This window comes from Pseudomonas sp. BF-B-26 (genome assembly GCF_019956495.1).
Taxonomy (GTDB): domain Bacteria; phylum Pseudomonadota; class Gammaproteobacteria; order Pseudomonadales; family Pseudomonadaceae; genus Aquipseudomonas.
This window is the reverse complement of the sequence record NZ_JAHBDP010000067.1, coordinates 51,563-70,907: the sequence shown is the minus strand read 5'-3', so window position 1 is coordinate 70,907 and position 19,345 is coordinate 51,563. Positions and strand designations below refer to the sequence as shown.

Here is a 19,345-nt window from a genome sequence, read left to right as displayed (position 1 = left end):
GTAGCTTTCTGATAGCTCCGCTTCGGGAGTGGCCAGAAAAGAGGAACAGCATGAAATCAATCAGCGCAGTCGCAGAGCGTGCACAACAAACACCGTCGGTTCGGTGGGCGCTGGCCAGCCTTTCACTGTCGATGCTGCTGTCCTCGCTCGGCACCAGCATCGCCAATGTGGGTTTGCCGACCTTGGCCCAAGTGTTCAACGCCTCCTTCCAGCACGTGCAGTGGATCGTTCTCGCCTACCTTCTGGCAATTACCACCCTGATTGTCAGTGTCGGGCGGCTCGGTGACCTCACTGGCCGTCGGCGGCTGCTCTTGGCCGGCATCGGCGTGTTCACCCTGGCGTCGGCCCTGTGCGGGTTGGCGCCCTCGCTCTGGATGCTGATTGGCGCCCGGGCGCTGCAGGGAATCGGTGCGGCAATCATGATGGCGCTGACCATGGCCTTTGTCGGCGAGACGGTGCCGAAGGCAAAAACCGGCAGCGCCATGGGCTTGCTCGGGACGATGTCGGCGATTGGCACCGCGATGGGGCCGTCGCTCGGTGGCCTGCTGATTGAAAGGTTTGGCTGGCAGGCGATCTTCCTCATCACTGTACCGCTGGGCTTGCTGACGCTGGTGCTCGCGCATCGTTACTTGCCCGCCGATCGCCAGAAGCCCAAGACCGATCGCGCCGGCTTCGACCCGCTGGGCACGTTGCTGCTGGCATTGACGCTCGCCGCTTATGCGCTGGCGATGACCCTTGGGCGAGGCAGTTTCGGTCCGTTCAACATCGCCTTGCTGTCGGCGGCGGGCGGCGGCGCCTGCCTCTTTGTGTTTACCGAGGCTCGAGTCGCCTCACCGTTGATTCGATTGGCGATGTTCCGCGATCCCGTGCTCAGTGGCAGCCTCGCAATGAGCCTGCTCGTCGCGACCGTGATGATGGCGACGCTCGTGGTCGGTCCCTTCTATCTCGCGCATGGGCTGGGGCTCGATGCCGTTCTGGTTGGACTGGTCTTGTCGGTCGGGCCGTTTGTCGCGGCACTGACGGGTGTGCCCGCCGGCCGTATTGCCGACCGCTTTGGCGCCCAACGCATGACCCTCGCCGGGCTCATCGCCATGGCGACCGGGTGCCTCACGCTGTCGGTATTGCCGGAGACGTCCGGCATCGGCGGCTACCTCTTGCCCATGGTCGTGATAACCCTCGGCTATGCCCTGTTCCAGACCGCCAACAACACGGCGGTCATGGCGGATGTTGAGCCGGACCAGCGCGGCGTCATCTCCGGCATGCTCAACCTGTCGCGCAACCTGGGGCTCATCACGGGGGCCTCCGTCCTGGGCGCGGTGTTCGCGCTCGCATCGGCCTCTGTCGACATGGCAACGGCGCGCCCCGAAGCGGTTGCCAGCGGTCTGCGGGTCACCTTTGCCGTGGCGCTGGTGCTGATCGCTTTCGCACTGGCCATCGCGCTGGGAAGCCGCGCGCTGGCAGTGCGTCGTGACCGCCGGTAAGCCGGTCGTTTACTTCTCCAGCACGACCAGTGGCGTGTCTTTCTTCACAATGTACGTCGCCAGCTCAGACGCTTTGCCTGCGCCGACATTCTTCGCCACGTGCGCGGTGCCTGCGGGGATGTACAAGGAATCGCCAGCCTTGAGCGTTACAGGAGGCTGACCTTCGAGTTGATATTCAAACGTGCCTTCAATGACGTGAGCCACTTCCACCCCGGGATGAGAATGCTTGGGGGACACCACACCCGGATCGAAATCAACGAGGACCTGGATCACTTCACGCCCGGCGACGTCGAGGTCCTGGCGCAGCAGATCGGTGCGGTGAAGACCCGCCTGCCAGCTTTTTACAGCAGGCGCCTCTTGTGCTTGAGAGAGGCCCGCGAAAGCGGTGAGTGCCGCGGCAACGGCGACGCCGAGCATGCCAGCGCAGATACGGTAGTTGAAACGGGACATGGCATTTCTCCAATCAATCAATGCGCGGGAATGCGCGCGGAGCTTGCCGCGGATGCGGTGGCTCTATTGGGAGGCCGCCGTGTATCGCGCAAGTGTCGCCGATGCCTTGGTTTTGTATGCGAAGGTAGCTGCAGGTGCGCGGGATACGTTCCGATACAAACGAATCTCGCGGAATCGAAAAAGCCCGCACAAGGCGGGCTTTGTAAATCGAGTAGGTGGCCGGCGCTGGTCTCCGGCTTACAAGGTTTATCAGGCCTCCCACAGAACAGTTTTGTGCTGTCCTGCTTCACACGGCATAAGGGCTGGATCTCAGCGCGGAGATCTTTCTAACCGTGTACCCTTCGGAACGCGCCCCACGTTTCCTCGCCATCCGCTTGCGCATCAGTCTGCGTCTTCACCTACAACTTCAAGACTAGTACAAACTCCAAAGCGCAAGGCGGGCTTTTTAGAACGATTTTGCACAGCGGCAAGCGCAGCAGGATGAAAAAACACTAATACTCGTCCCCCTTACGGGTTCGGACCGGGCGAATGACCTGCCGACGGAAAGTCAGCAGGTCAATCGTCGTTTACAGGTCAGTGATTTCCTTATGGCGTGGCACCAGCGCCTTCATCACGCTCCACGCCACCAGATAGGCCAGCGCACAGATGGCGAACATGATCATGTAGCCGGTATGGATATCGCCGATCAGTTTGTAATGGTCGATCACCCAACCGCCGGTCTTGGTCATCACGACGCCGCCCAGGCCGCCGGCCAAACCGCCAATGCCAACCACCGACGCGATGGATTTTTGCGGGAACATGTCAGACACGGTGGTGAAGATGTTGCACGACCACGCCTGATGCGCCGATGCGCCCACGCCGATCAGCAGCACCGGCACCCAGAAACTGATGTAACCGAATGGCTGCGCCAGCAGTACCAGCAACGGGAAGAAAGCGATCACCAGCATGGCTTTCATACGACCGTCATACGGCGCATCACCGCGTGACATGAAATAGCTCGGGAACCAGCCGCCGCCGATACTGCCCACCATGGTCATGCTGTACAGCACGGCCAGCGGCAACACGATGGCCTGGCCCTTCATGCCGTATTGCGCAGACAAATAGGTCGGAAGCCAGAACAGGAAGAACCACCACACGCCGTCGGTCATGAATTTGCCGAAGGCAAAGGCCCAGGTCTGGCGGTAGGTCAGCAACTTGAACCACGATACTTTTTTGGCAGCGGCACCCGAGTCTGTGCCGGTGAGTGCTTGCGCGCCCTGATCGCTGCGGATGTAGGCCAGCTCTTGCACCGACAGGCGTTTTTGCTGCTCCGGTTTTTCGTACAGCGCAATCCACACCGCCACCCAAACGAAGCCCAACGCACCGATCACGATGAACGCCGCTTCCCAGCCCCATAGACCGGCGATCAGCGGCACGCTGATCGGCGCCAGGACTGCGCCCACGTTGGCGCCGGAGTTGAAGATACCGGTGGCGAAGGAACGCTCCTTCTTCGGGAAATATTCGGCAGTGGCCTTGATCGCAATCGGGAAGTTACCCGCTTCGCCGATCGCCAGCACGGCGCGCGCCAGCATGAAACCTGCAATCGAAACCGGGATGACGGCAAGGCCCAAGGCGCTGCTGATGCCGGCAATACCCTCGCCCATCGGCTCTGCAAAGGCGTGCATGATCGCGCCGGTCGACCAGATGCCGATCGCTATCACATAGGCCTTCTTGGTGCCGATCTTGTCGACGAAGCGGCCGGCGAACAGCATGGAAATCGCGTACACAAACTGAAAGACAGAGGCGATGTTCGCGTAATCGGTGTTACTCCAGCCAAATTGCGTCGACAGATCCGGCGCCAACAGACTCAGTACCTGGCGGTCCAGGTAATTGACGGTGGTGGCAAAAAACAACAGCGCGCAAATCGTCCAGCGGTACTTGCCGACGGCCTGGCCGACTCGTTGCGCATTGATGGGCTCGTTCAGATTCATGGCATCACTTTATTGTTGGTTTATGGTGATGATCTCTCGGTTTCAAGCGAGATCAATGGTGTCGTGATGGTCCACGCCACGGTATTGCGGGCTCGAAAATGGGTACTTCATGCACAGCGGCAGAAGTCGGACATTTGGCAAGAGCTATCGGGCGTTGGGTGGGACAGTTGTATGTGACTGGCCTGACCGTGGGGATGGGCAAGCAGTCGAGGTCGAACCGTAAGAAGCGGCATTCAGCAGGATGCGCAGGCGGGTGGAATTCATGATGGGGCCGACACTCGTTTTTTTTTTTAGTGTTTAACAGCCGATAATCGTCTGTCGTCGTACAACCGTGTCTTTTATATCGAGTTCACTACCGGGCTGTCAATCTGAAAAAACAGCCGCTCGTCTCGACAAAGGCTGCCCATTAAAAGTGCAGCTTTGTACAGGTACCGCCGGTTGTAGGCCCGTCAGGCTTTCATTTTTCGTGTGTTGATCGCCAGGTCTGAGTGTCTTGATATCAAGAAAAGTCGTACGACAACACCATCCAGCACGATGACAGGCCAAAACCAGACCGTAACCACTCGACGCCAATTGCTGCATCTACTGCAACAATGAACTGCAATTGCCCTTACTAGTGCTTCACTGGCAACTCAATAGACTCTCAGCACGACCAACGCATCGGGAGTTCCAAATGGTAAGCACCGTAATAATTCAGGAAACTGGCGGGCCTCAGGTTTTGCGGTTCGAAAAAACCACTGAGCAAACACCGGGTGCAGGAGAAGTCTGGCTGGAGCAAGCAGCCATCGGGCTCAACCCTTTGGACGTGAGCCAACGCTGCGGCGCTGCCCGTGTTCCCCTGCCCTCAGGATTAGGCCTTGAAGGCGCCGGACAGGTGACAGCAATTGGGGCAGGCGTCACCGAAGTCGCCGTGGGGGACAGGGTCGCGTACGCCACTGGCCCCATGGGTGCCTATGCAAGCGGTCGCCTCTATCCGGCCAATCGACTCGTGAAGATTCCCGATGACCTCGGCTTCGACGAAGCGGCGGCCCTGCTCTTCAAGGGCATCACCGCCCACTACCTGCTCAAGACGACCTTCCCTGTTGGCCCAGGTTCCACAGTGCTTTTATATGGCGCGGCGGGTGCGTTGGGGCAAATCATGGTGCCTTGGGCCAAACACCTGGGTGCCTTCGTGATAGGCGTGGTCTCGAAGCAGGACAGTATCGAGCGGGCCAAGGCCGCCGGTTGTGATGAAGTGCTGGTGTTTGACCCGGCGACACTGGCCGCCCAGGTTGCGGAAGTCACCCACGGGCAAAAGGTTGACGTCGTGTATGACCCCATCGGGCGGGTGTCTTTCGAAGCCTCCCTCGACAGCCTTCGCCCGCGTGGCTTGATGGTGTCTTTCGGCATGGCCTCGGGCATCCCGGCTGCTGTCGAGGTCAGCACCCTCAACGCCAAAGGCTCTCTGTTCCTGACCCGACCGTCTCTCGCCGCGCATACGGCCACCGCGCACGAGTATCAGCAGCGCGCACAGGAGGTGTTGCAAGCGGTCGCCGCCGGTATCATTCAACCTCGAATCTGGCGTCGCTACCCATTGGCTGACGTAGCACAGGCACACGCCGATCTGGAAAGTGGACGGTCGCAAGGTGCAATCGTCCTTACGCCCTGAGTAGAACCCGGGACGAAGCCTGCGGCCCGAGTCCTTGTTTCCTTGAATTTGCGAGGTTTGCCGTTGCATGGATCTGTTCGATAGCCGACAGGCAGATGAACTCGCCACCCTCTTGGCGCTGTCCGAACACGGCTCTTTTGCCGCCGCCGGAAGGATGCTGCAACGGCATCCATCGGTGCTGTCCAAACGCCTCGGCGCGTTGGAACTTCGTCTCGGAATACGTCTGGTGGAACGAACCACAAGGCAACTGCGCTTTACCGACGAGGGACAGCGTCTGGTCTCGCAGCTTCGTCATGCCGTCAGTTTAATTTCCCAAGCGGAGCAAGAGGCAGCCCAAGGCGCGGCACAGGTCAGGGGACGATTGCGACTCGCCCTGCCCGCCGCGATGGGGCGATTATGGCTCAGCACGATGGTGTCCGAGTTCGCCCTGGCTTACCCCGAGGTGTCGCTGGAGGTCGAATACTCGGAGCGATTCGTCGACATCGTCGCGGAGGGTTTCGATGCCGCGATCCGAATTGGTGAGCTGTCAGACAATCGACTGGTGGCCAGGAAGTTGTGCGATCACCGCCGAATCCTCTGTGCTGCACCCGCCTACCTGCAACGCCAGGGCGAACCGAAGACACCGGCAGACCTCGCTGGGCACAATTGCCTGGGCTTCACCGGACTGCATTCCTACCCGGAATGGAAGCTGACCCGCGATGGCGATCAGCAGAGCATCAGGGTGCGCAGCGCCATGGTCAGTAACGACAATGAGGCGCTGCTGTCCGCCGCCCGCATGGGGCTGGGCATTCTTGCCGGCGGTGAGTGGCTCATGACGAGGGACATCGATAGCGGTCAGCTCGTCAGGGTGCTTCCCGACTGGCAGCTGGATGCAGACGCCGGTGTCTATCTGGTGCGCCCGTCAGCCAAGTACAACACGGCAACGACGACGGCGTTCAAGCACTGGATCGAGGCAGCGTTTGCGCGAGGTGCGCCATGGCAGCTGCCCCAACCGTAGCGCTTGAAACCGGAACCTGTCAGCAAAGCCTCGTCAGGATTTCGCACGCCTGTTCGTGTTGAGCGCCACGGCGGCGAGAATCAGCGCCTTCAACGCGCGCTCATCAAGCGTGTCGCCCTCATGCAAATCAATGGCACGTCGGGTGTTGCCTTCGAGGCTGGCGTTGAAGAGGCCGGAAGGGTCTTCCAGCGAGGCGCCCTTGGCAAACGTCAGCTTCACCACCTGCTTGTATGTCTCGCCAGTGCAGATGATGCCGGCGTGCGACCACACTGGAACGCCCCGCCACTTCCATTCCTCGACCACGTCGGGGTCGGCCTGACGGATAAGCGTTCGGACCTGAGCGAGCGTCTCGCCCCGCCAATCGCCCAGCTCCTTGATTCTCGCATCGATCAGCTGAGAGGCCGAAACTGCCCCCTCTTCTTCCTTTGCACCGACCTGCTCTTTGTTCATGGTGGTTGTCGCCTTCTTCATGAGGGTGTCCAAAACCGGGCTTTACAGCGTTTTTTGACTGTTGCCGAGGGTCTTGGCCTTTTCGATCCCCCAGTCAAAGGCAGCCTCCATGTCCAGCAGGTGCGGTTTTGGATCGTGGTCCTCAAAAATGGCCGTGCCGTCCGGCCGGTAAACACCGATGAACATCCCCAGTGAGCCGTCCTTCAATATTTCGGCTTTGACCTCGATCTTGCATCCGTTCGACAGCGTTTCCTTGTGGTGCATATGGCGTTCAGTCATGGCTGCATTTCTCCCGTCGTTGAAGTCCGAGTAGCGCATTTACCCATTGGCCATGTTAGCTCAGTGCGGCGCACTAAAAGGCCTGCCAGGACAGCGGCGTAATGCCACCTATACTAGAAGCCACCGCCCCCTCGGGGTCTGCACTCCCAACAATAAAAAGCAGAGGTGGAACATGGTCTGGCAGCAAATCTACGATCCGTTCGGTAACCCGATACTTTCAACCATCATGGCAGCGGTGCCGGTCGTGGTGATGCTGGCAGCCCTGGCGTTTTTCCATGTCAAAGCGCACCTGGCCGCCTTGATGGCCCTGGCGTCTGCGCTGGTGATCGCGATCTTCGCCTTCGGCATGCCGGCGAACATGGCCGGTTCGGCCGCCCTGTACGGCGCCGCCAACGGCTTGCTGCCCATTGGCTGGATTGTGCTCAACATCATCTTCCTGCATCGACTGACCACCGAGAACGGCTCGTTCAAAGTGCTGCAGGATTCCCTGGCGCGCATCACCGACGATCGACGCCTGCAATTGCTGCTGATTGCTTTCTGCTTCGGTGCGTTCTTCGAAGGGGCAGCCGGATTCGGCACACCGGTGGCGGTGACCGGGGCGATTCTGATCGGGTTGGGCTTCTCGCCTCTGGCCGCGTCTGGCCTGGCGTTGATCGCTAACACCGCGCCTGTGGCGTTCGGTGCGCTGGGCACGCCGATCATCACCCTGGCCAAGGTGACCGGGCTGGATGAAATGGAGCTGTCGATGATGGTCGGCCGGCAATTGCCGTTCTTCTCGGTGATTGTGCCGTTCTGGTTGATCTGGGCCTTCGCCGGCTGGCGCAAGATGCTGGAAATCTGGCCGGCGATTCTGGTGGCCGGGGTCAGTTTCGCCGTGCCGCAGTTCCTGGTGTCCAACTACCACGGACCGATGTTGGTGGACGTGATCGCCGCGCTGATTTCCATGGCCTGCCTGACCGGTTTCCTCAGGGTCTGGAAACCCGCCACCGTGCATACCTCCGCCGCGCTGTCCGGACGCGTCGACAACTCCAAAATTGCCGAAGAGCATGACGAAAAACCCGTCGCCAGCGCGACCTTTGCCAGCGATGCCAAACCTGCGGTGATGCGCGCGTGGATGCCGTGGATCATCCTCACCGTGTTCGTGTTCGCCTGGGGCACCCAGGGTTTCAAAAACATGTTCGATACCCGTCCGGCGATTGATCCGGCCACCCATTCGGCCAAGCTCGACCCTCAGGGCAAACCGATGCGCGAAGCGAACCCGATCTTCGCTCCGGTCGTGACATTCACCACGATCCACCAGCAGATCGAGAAGGTCCCGCCGGTGGTCCCTGCGCCTAAAACCGAGGACGCGGTCTACAAGTTCACCTGGTTCACCAGCACCGGCAGCGGCATCCTTCTGTCGGCGATCCTCGGCGGGTTGCTGATGGGTTACTCCATTCCGCAACTGATCAAACAGTACGTGCGAACGCTGTGGGTGGTGCGCTACTCACTGATCACCATTACCGCCATGCTCGCCCTCGGTTTCCTCACCCGTTATTCGGGCCTGGACGCCACCATGGGCCTGGCCTTTGCCGCGACGGGCATCTTCTACCCCATGTTCGGCACCCTGCTCGGCTGGCTCGGCGTTGCGTTGACCGGCTCGGACACGGCGTCAAACGTGCTGTTCGGCGGCTTGCAACGGGTAACCGCCGAGCAATTGGGCCTCAGCCCGGTATTGATGGCGGCCGCCAACAGTTCCGGCGGGGTCATGGGCAAGATGGTCGACGCGCAGTCGATCGTGGTGGCCTCCACCGCCACCCGCTGGTATGGGCATGAAGGGGAAATCCTGCGTTATGTGTTTTTCCACTCGATCATCCTGGCCATTCTGGTCGGGGGGTTGGTGACGTTACAGGCGTATGTGGCGCCGTTCAGTCATATGGTTGTTGGTGGGCATTGATTGATGTAGTTCGGGGTGGGATGGGGTGCATATCCGTTTTTGCGGGAGTGGGCCCCTGTGGGAGCGAGCCTGCTCGCGAAGGCGGATTTACATTCAACATTGATGTCGACTAACAGGGCCTCATCGCGAGCAGGCTCGCTCCCACAGGGGAATGCGTACGCCTGAAGACCCGGGCATTACGCCCACCCCTCAAGTCGCAGTGTGGCCCGAACCAACCGTTGTTCCTCGCTTTCGATTTCCTTGAGGTTCTCGCAGATGCTCTGAATATGCGCAATGGCCGCCTTGCGCGCCTGTTCCGGCATACGACCAGTGACAGCGTTGTAGAGCCGCGCATGTTGACGGTCGATCTGACGCTTCTGCGGCTCCCGGTGATAAAGGTTGTTCACCGAAGCAAACACCGTGTTCAGCAGCAAGTCCGTCAGCGAGCGCAAGGTCTGCACCAGCACCGGATTATGCGAGGCCTCGCAAATCGCCAGGTGAAACGCATGATCGAGCCGGGCGTGTTCGGACGCCTCCAGCGAATGGCTATGGGCGTCGATCAACGCCTCATAGCTGCGGGTGATGAGAACGAAGTCGGCATCGGTTCCACGCAACGCCGCCAAGCGTGCGGACTCGCCTTCAAGCAGGCTGCGGACCTCGAACAAATCGTAAAGCGTGCGGGGCTGTGAGCTGAACAAGTGCATCAGTGGTGATGCAGCACCGTGCCCCGAAAGGTCGGCAACAAATGAGCCTTTGCCCTGCTCTGTCTTGATAATCCCGCGCGCGCGCAACAGCTTCAGGCCCTCGCGAAGTGCCGTGCGGGAAACGCCGAGTTTTTCGGTCAGACGACGCTCCGACGGTAACAGCTGCCCGGTCTTGAGTACCCCGTCCACGATCAGCCGTTCTATACGTTCACAGACCACGTCTGCGACTTGTGGATTACGGCTCGTTTCTGCCCTTTCCATCGACTCCCCAACTGGTATGACCAGTCTCGCGGCCAAAACCACAAATGTTCAACCACAAACATAAACTTATGTTTTAAAACAGTTTTTTTTAATCAGTGAAAAACTACCGAATAAAAAACTGGTTCGACCAGCCAAACAACACATAGACAGTAGAACGCCTCAGGCCAATGATGCAAGTCAGTGGTAAACGGACACAGACCTCCTATAAAAACAACTGAGGGTCGTCAACCGACTATGAACATTCTTTACGATGAACGCGTCGATGGCGTCCTGCCTGATGTCGACAAAACCGCCTTGCTGCAAGTCCTGCAAACACAGTGGCCGGATCTGGAAGTCCTGCATCAACAGGAAGAGCTCAAACCGTACGAATGCGACGGACTTTCTGCTTACCGCACCACGCCCATGCTGGTGGTGCTGCCGCGTCACATCGACGAGGTACAAGGCGTGCTCCGACTCTGCCATGAGCGGCAAGTCGCGGTGGTCGCTCGCGGTGCCGGCACCGGTTTGTCCGGCGGTGCATTGCCGCTGGAAAAAGGCGTACTGCTGGTGATGGCTCGCTTCAACTCTATTCTGCACATCGACCCCGCCGCCCGCACGGCCCGGGTTCAGCCGGGGGTGCGCAATCTGGCGATTTCCCAGGCTGCAGCGCCGTTTGGCTTGTATTACGCGCCAGACCCTTCCTCGCAAATCGCTTGTTCAATCGGCGGCAATGTGGCGGAAAACGCCGGTGGCGTGCATTGCCTGAAGTACGGGCTGACCGTGCACAACCTGCTCAAGATCGACATCCTCACCATCGACGGCGAACACCTGACCCTGGGGTCCCAGGCGCTCGATTCTCCGGGCTTCGATCTGCTGGCGTTGTTCACCGGTTCCGAAGGCATGCTCGGCGTCATCACCGAGGTCACGGTCAAACTGCTGCCCAAACCCCAGACCGCCAAAGTGCTGCTGGCGGCGTTCGATTCCGTCGAGAAGGCGGGCCGCGCGGTGGGTGACATTATTGCCGCCGGGATTATCCCCGGCGGCCTGGAAATGATGGACAACCTGGCCATTCGCGCCGCCGAAGACTTTATCCACGCCGGCTACCCGGTCGACGCCGAAGCCATTCTGCTGTGCGAGCTCGATGGTGTTGAAGCCGACGTTCACGATGACTGCGACCGCGTGCGCCAGGTGCTGGAACAGGCCGGCGCCACCGAAGTGCGCCAGGCCCGCGATGAAGCCGAACGTGTGCGCTTCTGGGCCGGGCGCAAGAATGCCTTTCCCGCGGTGGGCCGTCTCTCACCGGATTATTACTGCATGGACGGGACAATCCCGCGCCGCGAGCTGCCCGGTGTGCTGCAGGCGATCGCCGCGCTATCGGCCGAGTACGGCCTGCGGGTGGCCAACGTTTTTCACGCCGGTGACGGCAACATGCACCCGCTGATTCTGTTCGATGCCAACCAACCGGGTGAGCTCGATCGCGCTGAAACCCTGGGCGGCAAGATCCTCGAATTGTGCGTGAAGGTCGGCGGCAGCATTACCGGTGAACACGGCGTGGGCCGGGAGAAAATCAATCAGATGTGCGCGCAGTTCAATAGCGACGAATTAACCGTGTTCCATGCCGTGAAAGCCGCTTTCGATCCGAGTGGTTTGCTCAACCCCGGCAAGAACATTCCGACGCTACACCGTTGCGCCGAGTTCGGTGCCATGCACGTTCACATGGGACAGTTGCCCTTCCCTGAACTGGAGCGTTTCTGATGCGCAGCGAACACGATATCGACGACAGCGCCTCGCTGCTGGAACAGGTCAACCAGGCGCTGCAAAACGCCACGCCGTTGCGCATTCAAGGCTCCAACAGCAAGGCGTTTCTTGGGCGCATCGTGGCGGGCGAAGTGCTCGACACGCGCAGCCACCGAGGCATCGTCAGCTACGACCCGACCGAGCTGGTCATCACCGTACGCTGCGGCACCCCGCTGGCAGAACTGGCGGAAGTGTTGGACGCGGCACAGCAGATGTTGCCCTGCGAACCGCCCTCCTTCGGCGACGGCGCCACGGTCGGCGGCATGATCGCCAGCGGGCTGTCGGGGCCACGCCGTCCCTGGTCCGGCTCCGTCAGGGACTTCGTCCTTGGGACACGGGTCATCACCGGCCACGGCAAGCATTTGCGCTTTGGCGGCGAAGTCATGAAAAACGTCGCCGGCTACGACCTGTCGCGGCTGATGGCCGGCAGCTTCGGCTCGCTGGGCGTGGTCACCGAAGTCTCGCTCAAGGTCCTGCCCAAGCCGCGTCAAACCTTAAGCATCAGCCTGGAAATGGACAGTGATCGCGCCTTGCTGCGCCTCGCCGAATGGGGCCAACAACCGTTGCCGATCAGCGCTGCGTGCCACGATGGGGAACGCCTGCACCTGCGACTTGAGGGTGGCGAAGGTTCAGTGGCAGCGGCACATGACCGATTGGGCGGCGAGTTGCTCGACGCTTCTTATTGGGCTGATCTCAACGAACATCGATTGAGTTTCTTCGATGAGGACCAGGCACTTTGGCGCCTGTCTGTCCCTCACAACACGCCTCGGCTTTCCCTGCCTGGCGGTCAGTTGCTCGATTGGGGCGGTGCGCAGCGCTGGCTCAAATCCGATGCAGAGGCAACGTTCATTCGCTCGATCGTCGAAGAAGTCGGCGGGCATGTGACCTGCTACACCCATGGCCTGATCGACAGCCCGTTCCAACCATTGCCTGATGCATTGATGCGCTACCACCGGAACCTGAAGCAACAACTCGATCCCCGGGGCATCTTCAACCCCGGACGCCTGTACGCGGAGCTTTGACCCATGCAGACCACCTTGAGTGAACAAGCCCGCCAACTACCCCGCGCCGAAGAAGCCGAAAGCATCTTGCGCACCTGCGTGCACTGCGGTTTCTGCAATGCCACCTGCCCGACCTATCAATTGCTCGGCGATGAACTGGACGGACCGCGGGGCCGCATTTACCTGATCAAGCAGGTTCTGGAGGGCAACGAAGTCACGCAGAAGACCCAACAGCACCTGGATCGCTGCCTGTCGTGCCGTAACTGCGAAACCACCTGCCCTTCCGGCGTCGACTATCACAACTTGCTGGACATCGGCCGGGCGGTGGTCGATGCGGCGGTGCCGCGCCCACTTGGTCAGCGCTTGTTGCGTGAAGGATTGCGCAGCGTCGTCCCCAATCCGGCGCTGTTCAAAGCTCTGGTCAGCAGCGGCCAGGTGTTCCGGGCGTTGTTGCCCAACACCTTGCAGATAAAGTTGCCTCGCCGCGTCTATCCAGCCAAGCCACGTCCGGTCACTCGCCACGCCCGGCAGGTACTGATGCTTGAAGGCTGCGTGCAACCGAGCCTGTCGCCCAATACCAACGCGGCCGCCGCGCGAGTACTGGATCGACTGGGGATCAGCGTCATCGCGACCCGCGAGGCCGGATGCTGCGGCGCCGTGGATTATCACCTCGACGCTCAGGCAGCCGGCCTGGATCGCGCCCGCCGCAATATCGATGCGTGGTGGCCAAGCATTGAAAACGGTGCCGAAGCCATCGTGCAAACCGCCAGCGGTTGCGGTGCGTTCATCAAAGATTATGGTCACCTGCTCAGCACCGACCCGGCGTATGCCGAGAAGGCAAAAAAGGTCAGTGCGCTGGCCAAGGATCTGGTCGAAGTGCTGCGCGACGAGCCGCTGGAAAAGCTCGGTATCCACAGCGCCCAGCGCCTGGCCTTTCATTGCCCCTGCACCTTGCAGCACGCGCAGAAACTGGGGGGTGCGGTGGAAGCGATTCTGACGAGCCTGGGCTTCAACCTCACGCCTGTTGCCGACAGTCACCTGTGCTGCGGTTCGGCGGGCACCTATTCGCTGACCCAACCCGAACTGTCCCGGCAACTGCGCGACAACAAGCTCAATGCGCTGGAAAGCGGGCATCCCGAAGTCATTGTCACGGCCAATATCGGCTGTCAGTCCCACCTCGACGGTGCGGGCCGAACCCCTGTCAGGCACTGGATCGAACTGGTCGAAGCCGCCTTGCCCTAACCGAACACAGGAGAATCCCCATGAAAAGCAAAGCCGTACTGAGCCAGACCGAAGTCAGCCAAATCCTCGCGGCTGCACGCACCGAAGCGCAGAACAACCAATGGGCCGTGACCATCGTGATTGTCGATGACGGCGGCCATCCCCTGGCCCTCGAACGCCTCGACGGTTGCGCTCCGATTGGCGCCTACATCGCCACCGAAAAGGCCCGCACTTCGGCCCTGGGGCGGCGCGAATCCAAAGGATATGAAGAGATGGTCAATGGCGGGCGCCACGCCTTTTTGTCGGCGCCATTGCTGACCTCGCTTGAGGGCGGCGTACCGATCATCGTCGACGGTCAGGTGATCGGCGCGGTCGGGGTGTCCGGGGTCAAAGCCGAGCAGGACGCGCAGGTGGCCAAGGCCGGCGCGCAATGCCTGATCTGAACAGGGCCGTTATCTGCGCTCGATAAATTCTGTGTGATGGAGATGCAAAAAGTGACCGAATTCGTGAACTGCCAAGGCCTCAAGGTCGCGCCTGTCTTGCAACGTTTCGTTGATCTGGACGTGCTGCCGGGAACCGGCCTGGACTCTCAAGCGTTCTGGAGTGGTTTCGCCGCACTGGTGCATGAACTCGCACCTATCAACCGCGCGCTGCTGGCTGAACGTGATCGCCTGCAAACCGAACTGGACACCTGGCACCGCGCCCACCCGGGACCGGTGACGGACATGGCGGCTTATCGCAGCTTCCTGAGCGGTATCGGTTACCTGCAACCGCAACCCGCAGACGTCAAGGTCAGCACCGCCAACGTCGATACGGAAATCAGTGTGCAGGCCGGACCGCAACTGGTCGTCCCGGCGGTCAACGCGCGTTATGCGCTCAACGCAGCCAATGCGCGCTGGGGCTCGCTGTACGACGCGCTCTACGGTACCGATGTGATTTCCAATGACGGCGGCGCCGAACCGGGCCGGACTTACAATCCTGTGCGCGGGGCGAAGGTCATCGCGTTTGCCCGTGGCTTCCTGGATCAGGCATTCCCCTTGAGCAGCGGTTCCCAAGCCGAAGTGGCGCGTTATCGAATCGACAACGGCACACTGCAAGCCTCCTTGAAAGACGGCAGCCAAACCGGTTTATCGAATACCGCGCAGTACGTCGGCTACCAGGGTTCCCTCGCTGATCCCACGGCCATACTGCTGAAAAACAACGATCTGCACGTCGAGATTCAGATTGATCGGCAGAGCGTTATCGGCCAGGCTGACGCCGCTGGGGTCAAGGATCTGCTAATTGAAGCAGCGCTCTCGACCATCATTGATTGTGAAGACTCGGTGGCGGCGGTCGACGCCGATGACAAGGTGCAGGTGTACCGCAACTGGCTGGGTTTGATGAAGGGCGACCTGAAAGAGGACCTGGAGAAAAACGGTAAAACCATCACGCGACGGTTGAACCCGGACCGCGAGTACACCGCGGCCGATGGCCGCTCACTGTCGCTGCACGGGCGGTCGTTGCTGTTCATCCGCAACGTCGGACACCTGATGACCAGCCCGGCGATTCTCGACAAGGATGGACTGGAAATCCCGGAAGGTATTCTCGACGGCGTCATCACCAGCCTGATTGCCTTGCATGACCTGCAACGTCGCGGCAACTCCCGGACCGGTAGCGTCTACATCGTCAAACCGAAAATGCACGGCCCCGCCGAAGTGGCCTTCGCCGAGCAGTTGTTCAGCCGCATCGAAGACTTGCTCCAGCTCGAACGCCACACCCTGAAAATGGGCATCATGGACGAGGAACGGCGCACCAGCATCAACCTCAAAGCCTGCATCGCCGCAGCTTCCTCACGGGTCGCGTTCATTAACACCGGTTTCCTGGATCGCACCGGCGACGAGATGCACACCGCCATGGAAGCGGGCGCGATGCTGCGCAAGGGCGACATGAAAAATACCCCGTGGATCGAGGCCTACGAACGCAACAACGTGCTCGTCGGTCTGGGCTGTGGATTGCGTGGGCGAGCACAGATCGGTAAAGGCATGTGGGCCATGCCGGACCGGATGGCCGATATGCTCAAGCAAAAAATCGCCCACCCACAAGCGGGCGCGAATACCGCGTGGGTGCCCTCGCCGACCGCTGCGACCCTGCACGCGCTGCATTACCATCAGGTCAACGTGCGCTCGGTGCAGGCGTCCCTTGAAACAACCGACTTCGGTGCCGCCAGCCCGGCACTTCTGGATGGCTTGCTCAGCGTGCCGGTCGTCACCGCCCCATCGTGGTCGGCCGATGAGATTCGTCAGGAAGTCGAAAACAATGCACAAGGCTTACTGGGCTATGTGGTGCGCTGGGTCGAACAAGGCATCGGCTGCTCGAAGGTGCCCGACATCCATAACGTGGGGTTGATGGAAGATCGCGCGACCTTGCGCATCTCCAGTCAGCACATGGCCAACTGGCTGCGACACGGGGTGATCACCCAGGATCAGGTCATCGAGATATTGCAGCGCATGGCGCGGGTCGTTGATGAGCAAAACGCCGGAGATCCGATCTACACGCCCATGGCGCCGGATTTCGAGCAGTCGGTTGCGTTTCAAGCGGCTTGCGCATTGGTGTTCGAGGGATGCGCACAACCCAATGGTTATACCGAACCGCTGCTGCATAAATTCCGGCGCGTGTATAAGCAGTCGAGGGTGTAAAAAGTGGCTGAGCAGACTGGGTGAAAACCTGGATTCTGCGTGGTAACTGCGAGTGCTGAAACAGTCGGGCCGTGTGGCAAACGGCCCGACGTTCGTTTTCAATCACTGCCCTTCAGCAAGCTTCGTCTTCGGTATCCGCAGAGCGCGCCAGGCAACTAAAATCGCCATGAGTGCCAAGCCGAACGTCACCCACGACACCAGATTAATTCCCCCCTCGAAGGCACTTCCCGCCTGCGTCATCAGCGCTTGTGCTTGATCTTGCGACAACTGCACCGCTACATGATTAGCACCCGATAGCGTTTCACTCGCCAGCATCGTCTGCACCTCGCTCAAAAAGTCCGGCAGCTGCAATGCACCGCGATAGTAGGCCGTGACGAGACCACCGAGCACCGTCGTCCCCAAAACCACGCCCACTTCATAGGCTGTTTCACTAATGGCTGACGCCGCACCCGCCTTTTCCGGCGGTGCAGCCGACAAAATCACATCGTTGGAGACCGTCGCGATCGCGCCCACGCCAATGTTCAGCAAGGCAAAAGCCACCACCAGAACGGTCAGGCTGCTGCCGATGCTGGCGACCAACAAAAACGCCGCCCCGGCAAACGCCATCAGAATCGGTACCAGCACATGCACCGGTACTCGCCGCGCTACAGGCACGACGGCCATTCCCACTACGATCGCCATGATCTGACCAGGTACTAACGCAAAGCTGGCATTCAACGGTGACATCTGAAGGACGATCTGCAAGAACTGAGTGGTGAAGAATACAAAGCCGACGAGGAACGCGAGGCTCATCAGATTGATCAGTACGGAGCCGCTAAAGGTGCCACTTCGGAACAAACTCAGATCCATCAGCGGCACAGGCAGACGTAACTGCCGATGCACAAACATCCACCCAGCAACCATGCCGATTACAAATGCTGTCAGCGCCATCCAGTCGAGACCATTACTGGCGCTGTGTTTAATGCCATAAACGATGGCACTGAGGGCAACCATCGATTGCAGGATACTTAGCGGATCCAGTAGCCCTGAACAGTCTTTCTCGGATTCGGGCAACAACACCGGCCCCAATACCAACAACGGCACCAATACGGGTATCGCCAACAGGAAAATCGCCTCCCAGCTGAAAAACTCCAGCAAAACCCCACCGACCAAAGGACCGAGAGCTGATCCTACCGTCAGCGTTGTTGCCCAGATCGCGACAGCTACTCTGCGCTCCTCTCGATCGAGAAACACCGACCGGATCAATGCCAATGTCGAGGGCATCAACATCGCACCGAAAATCCCCATGCACGCTCGCCCGGCAATCAGTTGCATGGCCGTATGGGAATAGGCCGTCAGCACCGACACAATGACAAAACCCAAAGACCCGGCCAGTAACAACTTTCGATGACCGATTCGATCGCCCAGACTCCCCATCGACACCAGTAATCCCGCCAATACCAGCGAATAGGCATCGATCATCCATAATTGCTGACTGGCGGTCGGACTCAGGGCCTCGGCAATCTTGGGTAACGCAAATCCAAGCACCGTATTGTCTACGGTCACCAGTAGAACTGGCAGCATCAGCACGCTTAGGGCTGACCATCGTTTTGATTTTGATTTTTGTTGCGTTGTCTCACTGATTAACGCCATTGCTTGAAGCTCCTTATTACCTCAAAAAAACACGGGACATTTTTCAATGCTTCCGTGAAACGAACCCTGCGCACCTCCATGGCGAGGGTTTAATAAAGCAACTTTCAGCGTACGAAAAATTAACTTTTCTCGCGGGAAAGTAGGACACTTCTATAATTTCGTTACACCACGACTCAATCGGCTATTTGTTTCATATTGTTTGATGGCACCGATGTGCTGAAAGCCCTTTTCCGTCTGCCCCACCCCAAAAGCAGGCGCCCCAAACAATCTATGGCGCTTGCTTGAGTCACCCTCTCCGCGTTTTTAACCCAGTCTTCGAAGCTAATGCCGATCAACTGCTACGGATCGCGTTTTGGCTTAACTGATTGGAATTAGTCTTCGAGGCCTCTTTTTTGTGAGCGCCTACGCTCGATAGGTATCGCTCACCGACCCGCCAAAGAGGAAGCGCACAGATGCCCCGTCTCACTGCGAAAGACTTTGCTCCGGAACTACTCGAACTGTACGACTACTACGCCCACGGCAAGATCAACCGGCGAGATTTTCTGGATCGGGGCGGCGTTGTTCACTTTGGGTGGTTTGACCGCCAGCGCGCTCCTCGCCGCCCTGAGTCCGAATTATGCGCTCGCCGAGCAGGTTGAATTTACCGACCCGGACATCGTTGCCGAGTACATCACCTATCCATCACCCAAAGGTAACGGGCAAGTCCGTGGCTATCTGGTGCACCCGGCGAAAGCCACCGGCAAGGTGCTCGCGGTGGTGGTCGTGCATGAAAACCGCGGGCTCAACCCGTATATCGAAGACGTCGCGCGGCGTGTGGCCAAGGCAGGCTTCATTGCCCTCGCCCCTGATGGCCTGGAACCGGACGCTGGGGTGGTTTCGGCGGTA

At 59.8% G+C, this 19,345-nt stretch carries 15 protein-coding genes and 1 pseudogene; 10 read left to right on the top strand and 6 right to left on the bottom strand.

The genetic code is table 11. From position 1 onward, the window contains the following. Positions 1–50: 50 nt before the first annotated feature. Entirely contained in the window at positions 51–1,481 is a 1,431-nt protein-coding gene (locus tag KGB03_RS11980; protein WP_223527170.1) for an MFS transporter, read from the top strand. Between the two features lie 9 nt (positions 1,482–1,490). On the opposite strand, the gene KGB03_RS11975 is transcribed toward KGB03_RS11980, so the two are convergent. Both KGB03_RS11975 and KGB03_RS11970 read right to left on the bottom strand, forming a co-directional pair. Then, on the bottom strand, positions 1,491–1,931 hold the full coding sequence (locus tag KGB03_RS11975) for a cupin domain-containing protein (RefSeq protein ID WP_223527169.1): 441 nt from the start codon (positions 1,929–1,931) through the stop codon (positions 1,491–1,493). A gap of 566 nt (positions 1,932–2,497) precedes the next feature. Beyond that, positions 2,498–3,901, bottom strand: coding sequence for an MFS transporter (locus tag KGB03_RS11970; protein WP_111448637.1), 1,404 nt, complete (start codon positions 3,899–3,901; stop codon positions 2,498–2,500). A gap of 673 nt (positions 3,902–4,574) precedes the next feature. On the opposite strand from KGB03_RS11970, the gene KGB03_RS11965 reads away from it, so the two are divergent. After that, a complete protein-coding gene (locus tag KGB03_RS11965) occupies positions 4,575–5,549 on the top strand; it encodes a quinone oxidoreductase family protein (protein WP_223527168.1) in 975 nt (324 codons plus the stop codon). A 67-nt stretch (positions 5,550–5,616) separates the two neighbouring features. Next, positions 5,617–6,546 (top strand): LysR family transcriptional regulator, encoded by a 930-nt coding sequence (locus KGB03_RS11960; RefSeq protein ID WP_192409635.1) that lies wholly within the window; start codon positions 5,617–5,619, stop codon positions 6,544–6,546. 33 nt (positions 6,547–6,579) lie between these two features. On the opposite strand, the gene KGB03_RS11955 is transcribed toward KGB03_RS11960, so the two are convergent. After that, positions 6,580–6,996, bottom strand: a complete 417-nt coding sequence (locus KGB03_RS11955; RefSeq protein WP_218537907.1) for a DUF1801 domain-containing protein — start codon at positions 6,994–6,996, stop codon at positions 6,580–6,582. A 42-nt stretch (positions 6,997–7,038) separates the two neighbouring features. Beyond that, positions 7,039–7,275 carry a hypothetical protein gene (locus KGB03_RS11950; protein ID WP_008151753.1) on the bottom strand — a complete coding sequence of 79 codons (237 nt, stop codon included), beginning with the start codon at positions 7,273–7,275 and terminating at the stop codon, positions 7,039–7,041. Positions 7,276–7,447: 172 nt separating this feature from the next. Here KGB03_RS11950 and KGB03_RS11945 point away from each other — a divergent pair, with 172 nt between their 5' ends. Continuing rightward, entirely contained in the window at positions 7,448–9,211 is a 1,764-nt protein-coding gene (locus KGB03_RS11945; RefSeq protein ID WP_111448639.1) for an L-lactate permease, read from the top strand. Between the two features lie 176 nt (positions 9,212–9,387). Here KGB03_RS11945 and glcC read toward each other — a convergent pair whose 3' ends face one another. Continuing rightward, a complete protein-coding gene (glcC, locus tag KGB03_RS11940; protein WP_218538602.1) occupies positions 9,388–10,155 on the bottom strand; it encodes a transcriptional regulator GlcC in 768 nt (255 codons plus the stop codon). A 234-nt stretch (positions 10,156–10,389) separates the two neighbouring features. Here glcC and glcD point away from each other — a divergent pair, with 234 nt between their 5' ends. The 5 genes from glcD to KGB03_RS11915 are packed head-to-tail and all read left to right on the top strand — an operon-like array spanning position 10,390 to position 16,828. Then, positions 10,390–11,889, top strand: coding sequence for a glycolate oxidase subunit GlcD (gene glcD, locus KGB03_RS11935; RefSeq protein WP_223527167.1), 1,500 nt, complete (start codon positions 10,390–10,392; stop codon positions 11,887–11,889). Continuing rightward, entirely contained in the window at positions 11,889–12,953 is a 1,065-nt protein-coding gene (gene glcE / locus KGB03_RS11930; protein ID WP_223527166.1) for a glycolate oxidase subunit GlcE, read from the top strand. Before glcD ends, glcE begins: the two co-directional genes overlap by 1 nt. Before the next feature lie 3 nt (positions 12,954–12,956). Next, positions 12,957–14,174 carry a glycolate oxidase subunit GlcF gene (glcF, locus tag KGB03_RS11925; RefSeq protein ID WP_223527165.1) on the top strand — a complete coding sequence of 406 codons (1,218 nt, stop codon included), beginning with the start codon at positions 12,957–12,959 and terminating at the stop codon, positions 14,172–14,174. Positions 14,175–14,194: 20 nt separating this feature from the next. After that, positions 14,195–14,596 carry a heme-binding protein gene (locus tag KGB03_RS11920; RefSeq protein WP_223527164.1) on the top strand — a complete coding sequence of 134 codons (402 nt, stop codon included), beginning with the start codon at positions 14,195–14,197 and terminating at the stop codon, positions 14,594–14,596. A gap of 51 nt (positions 14,597–14,647) precedes the next feature. Next, positions 14,648–16,828, top strand: a complete 2,181-nt coding sequence (locus KGB03_RS11915) for a malate synthase G (RefSeq protein WP_223527163.1) — start codon at positions 14,648–14,650, stop codon at positions 16,826–16,828. A 102-nt stretch (positions 16,829–16,930) separates the two neighbouring features. On the opposite strand, the gene KGB03_RS11910 is transcribed toward KGB03_RS11915, so the two are convergent. Further along, the gene (locus KGB03_RS11910; RefSeq protein WP_223527162.1) at positions 16,931–18,460 is read right to left on the bottom strand and encodes an MFS transporter; all 1,530 of its coding nucleotides are present in this window, start codon (positions 18,458–18,460) and stop codon (positions 16,931–16,933) included. Between the two features lie 452 nt (positions 18,461–18,912). Here KGB03_RS11910 and KGB03_RS11905 point away from each other — a divergent pair. After that, positions 18,913–19,330: pseudogene (locus KGB03_RS11905) on the top strand (dienelactone hydrolase family protein); the annotation flags it as partial. Positions 19,331–19,345 lie beyond the last annotated feature (15 nt).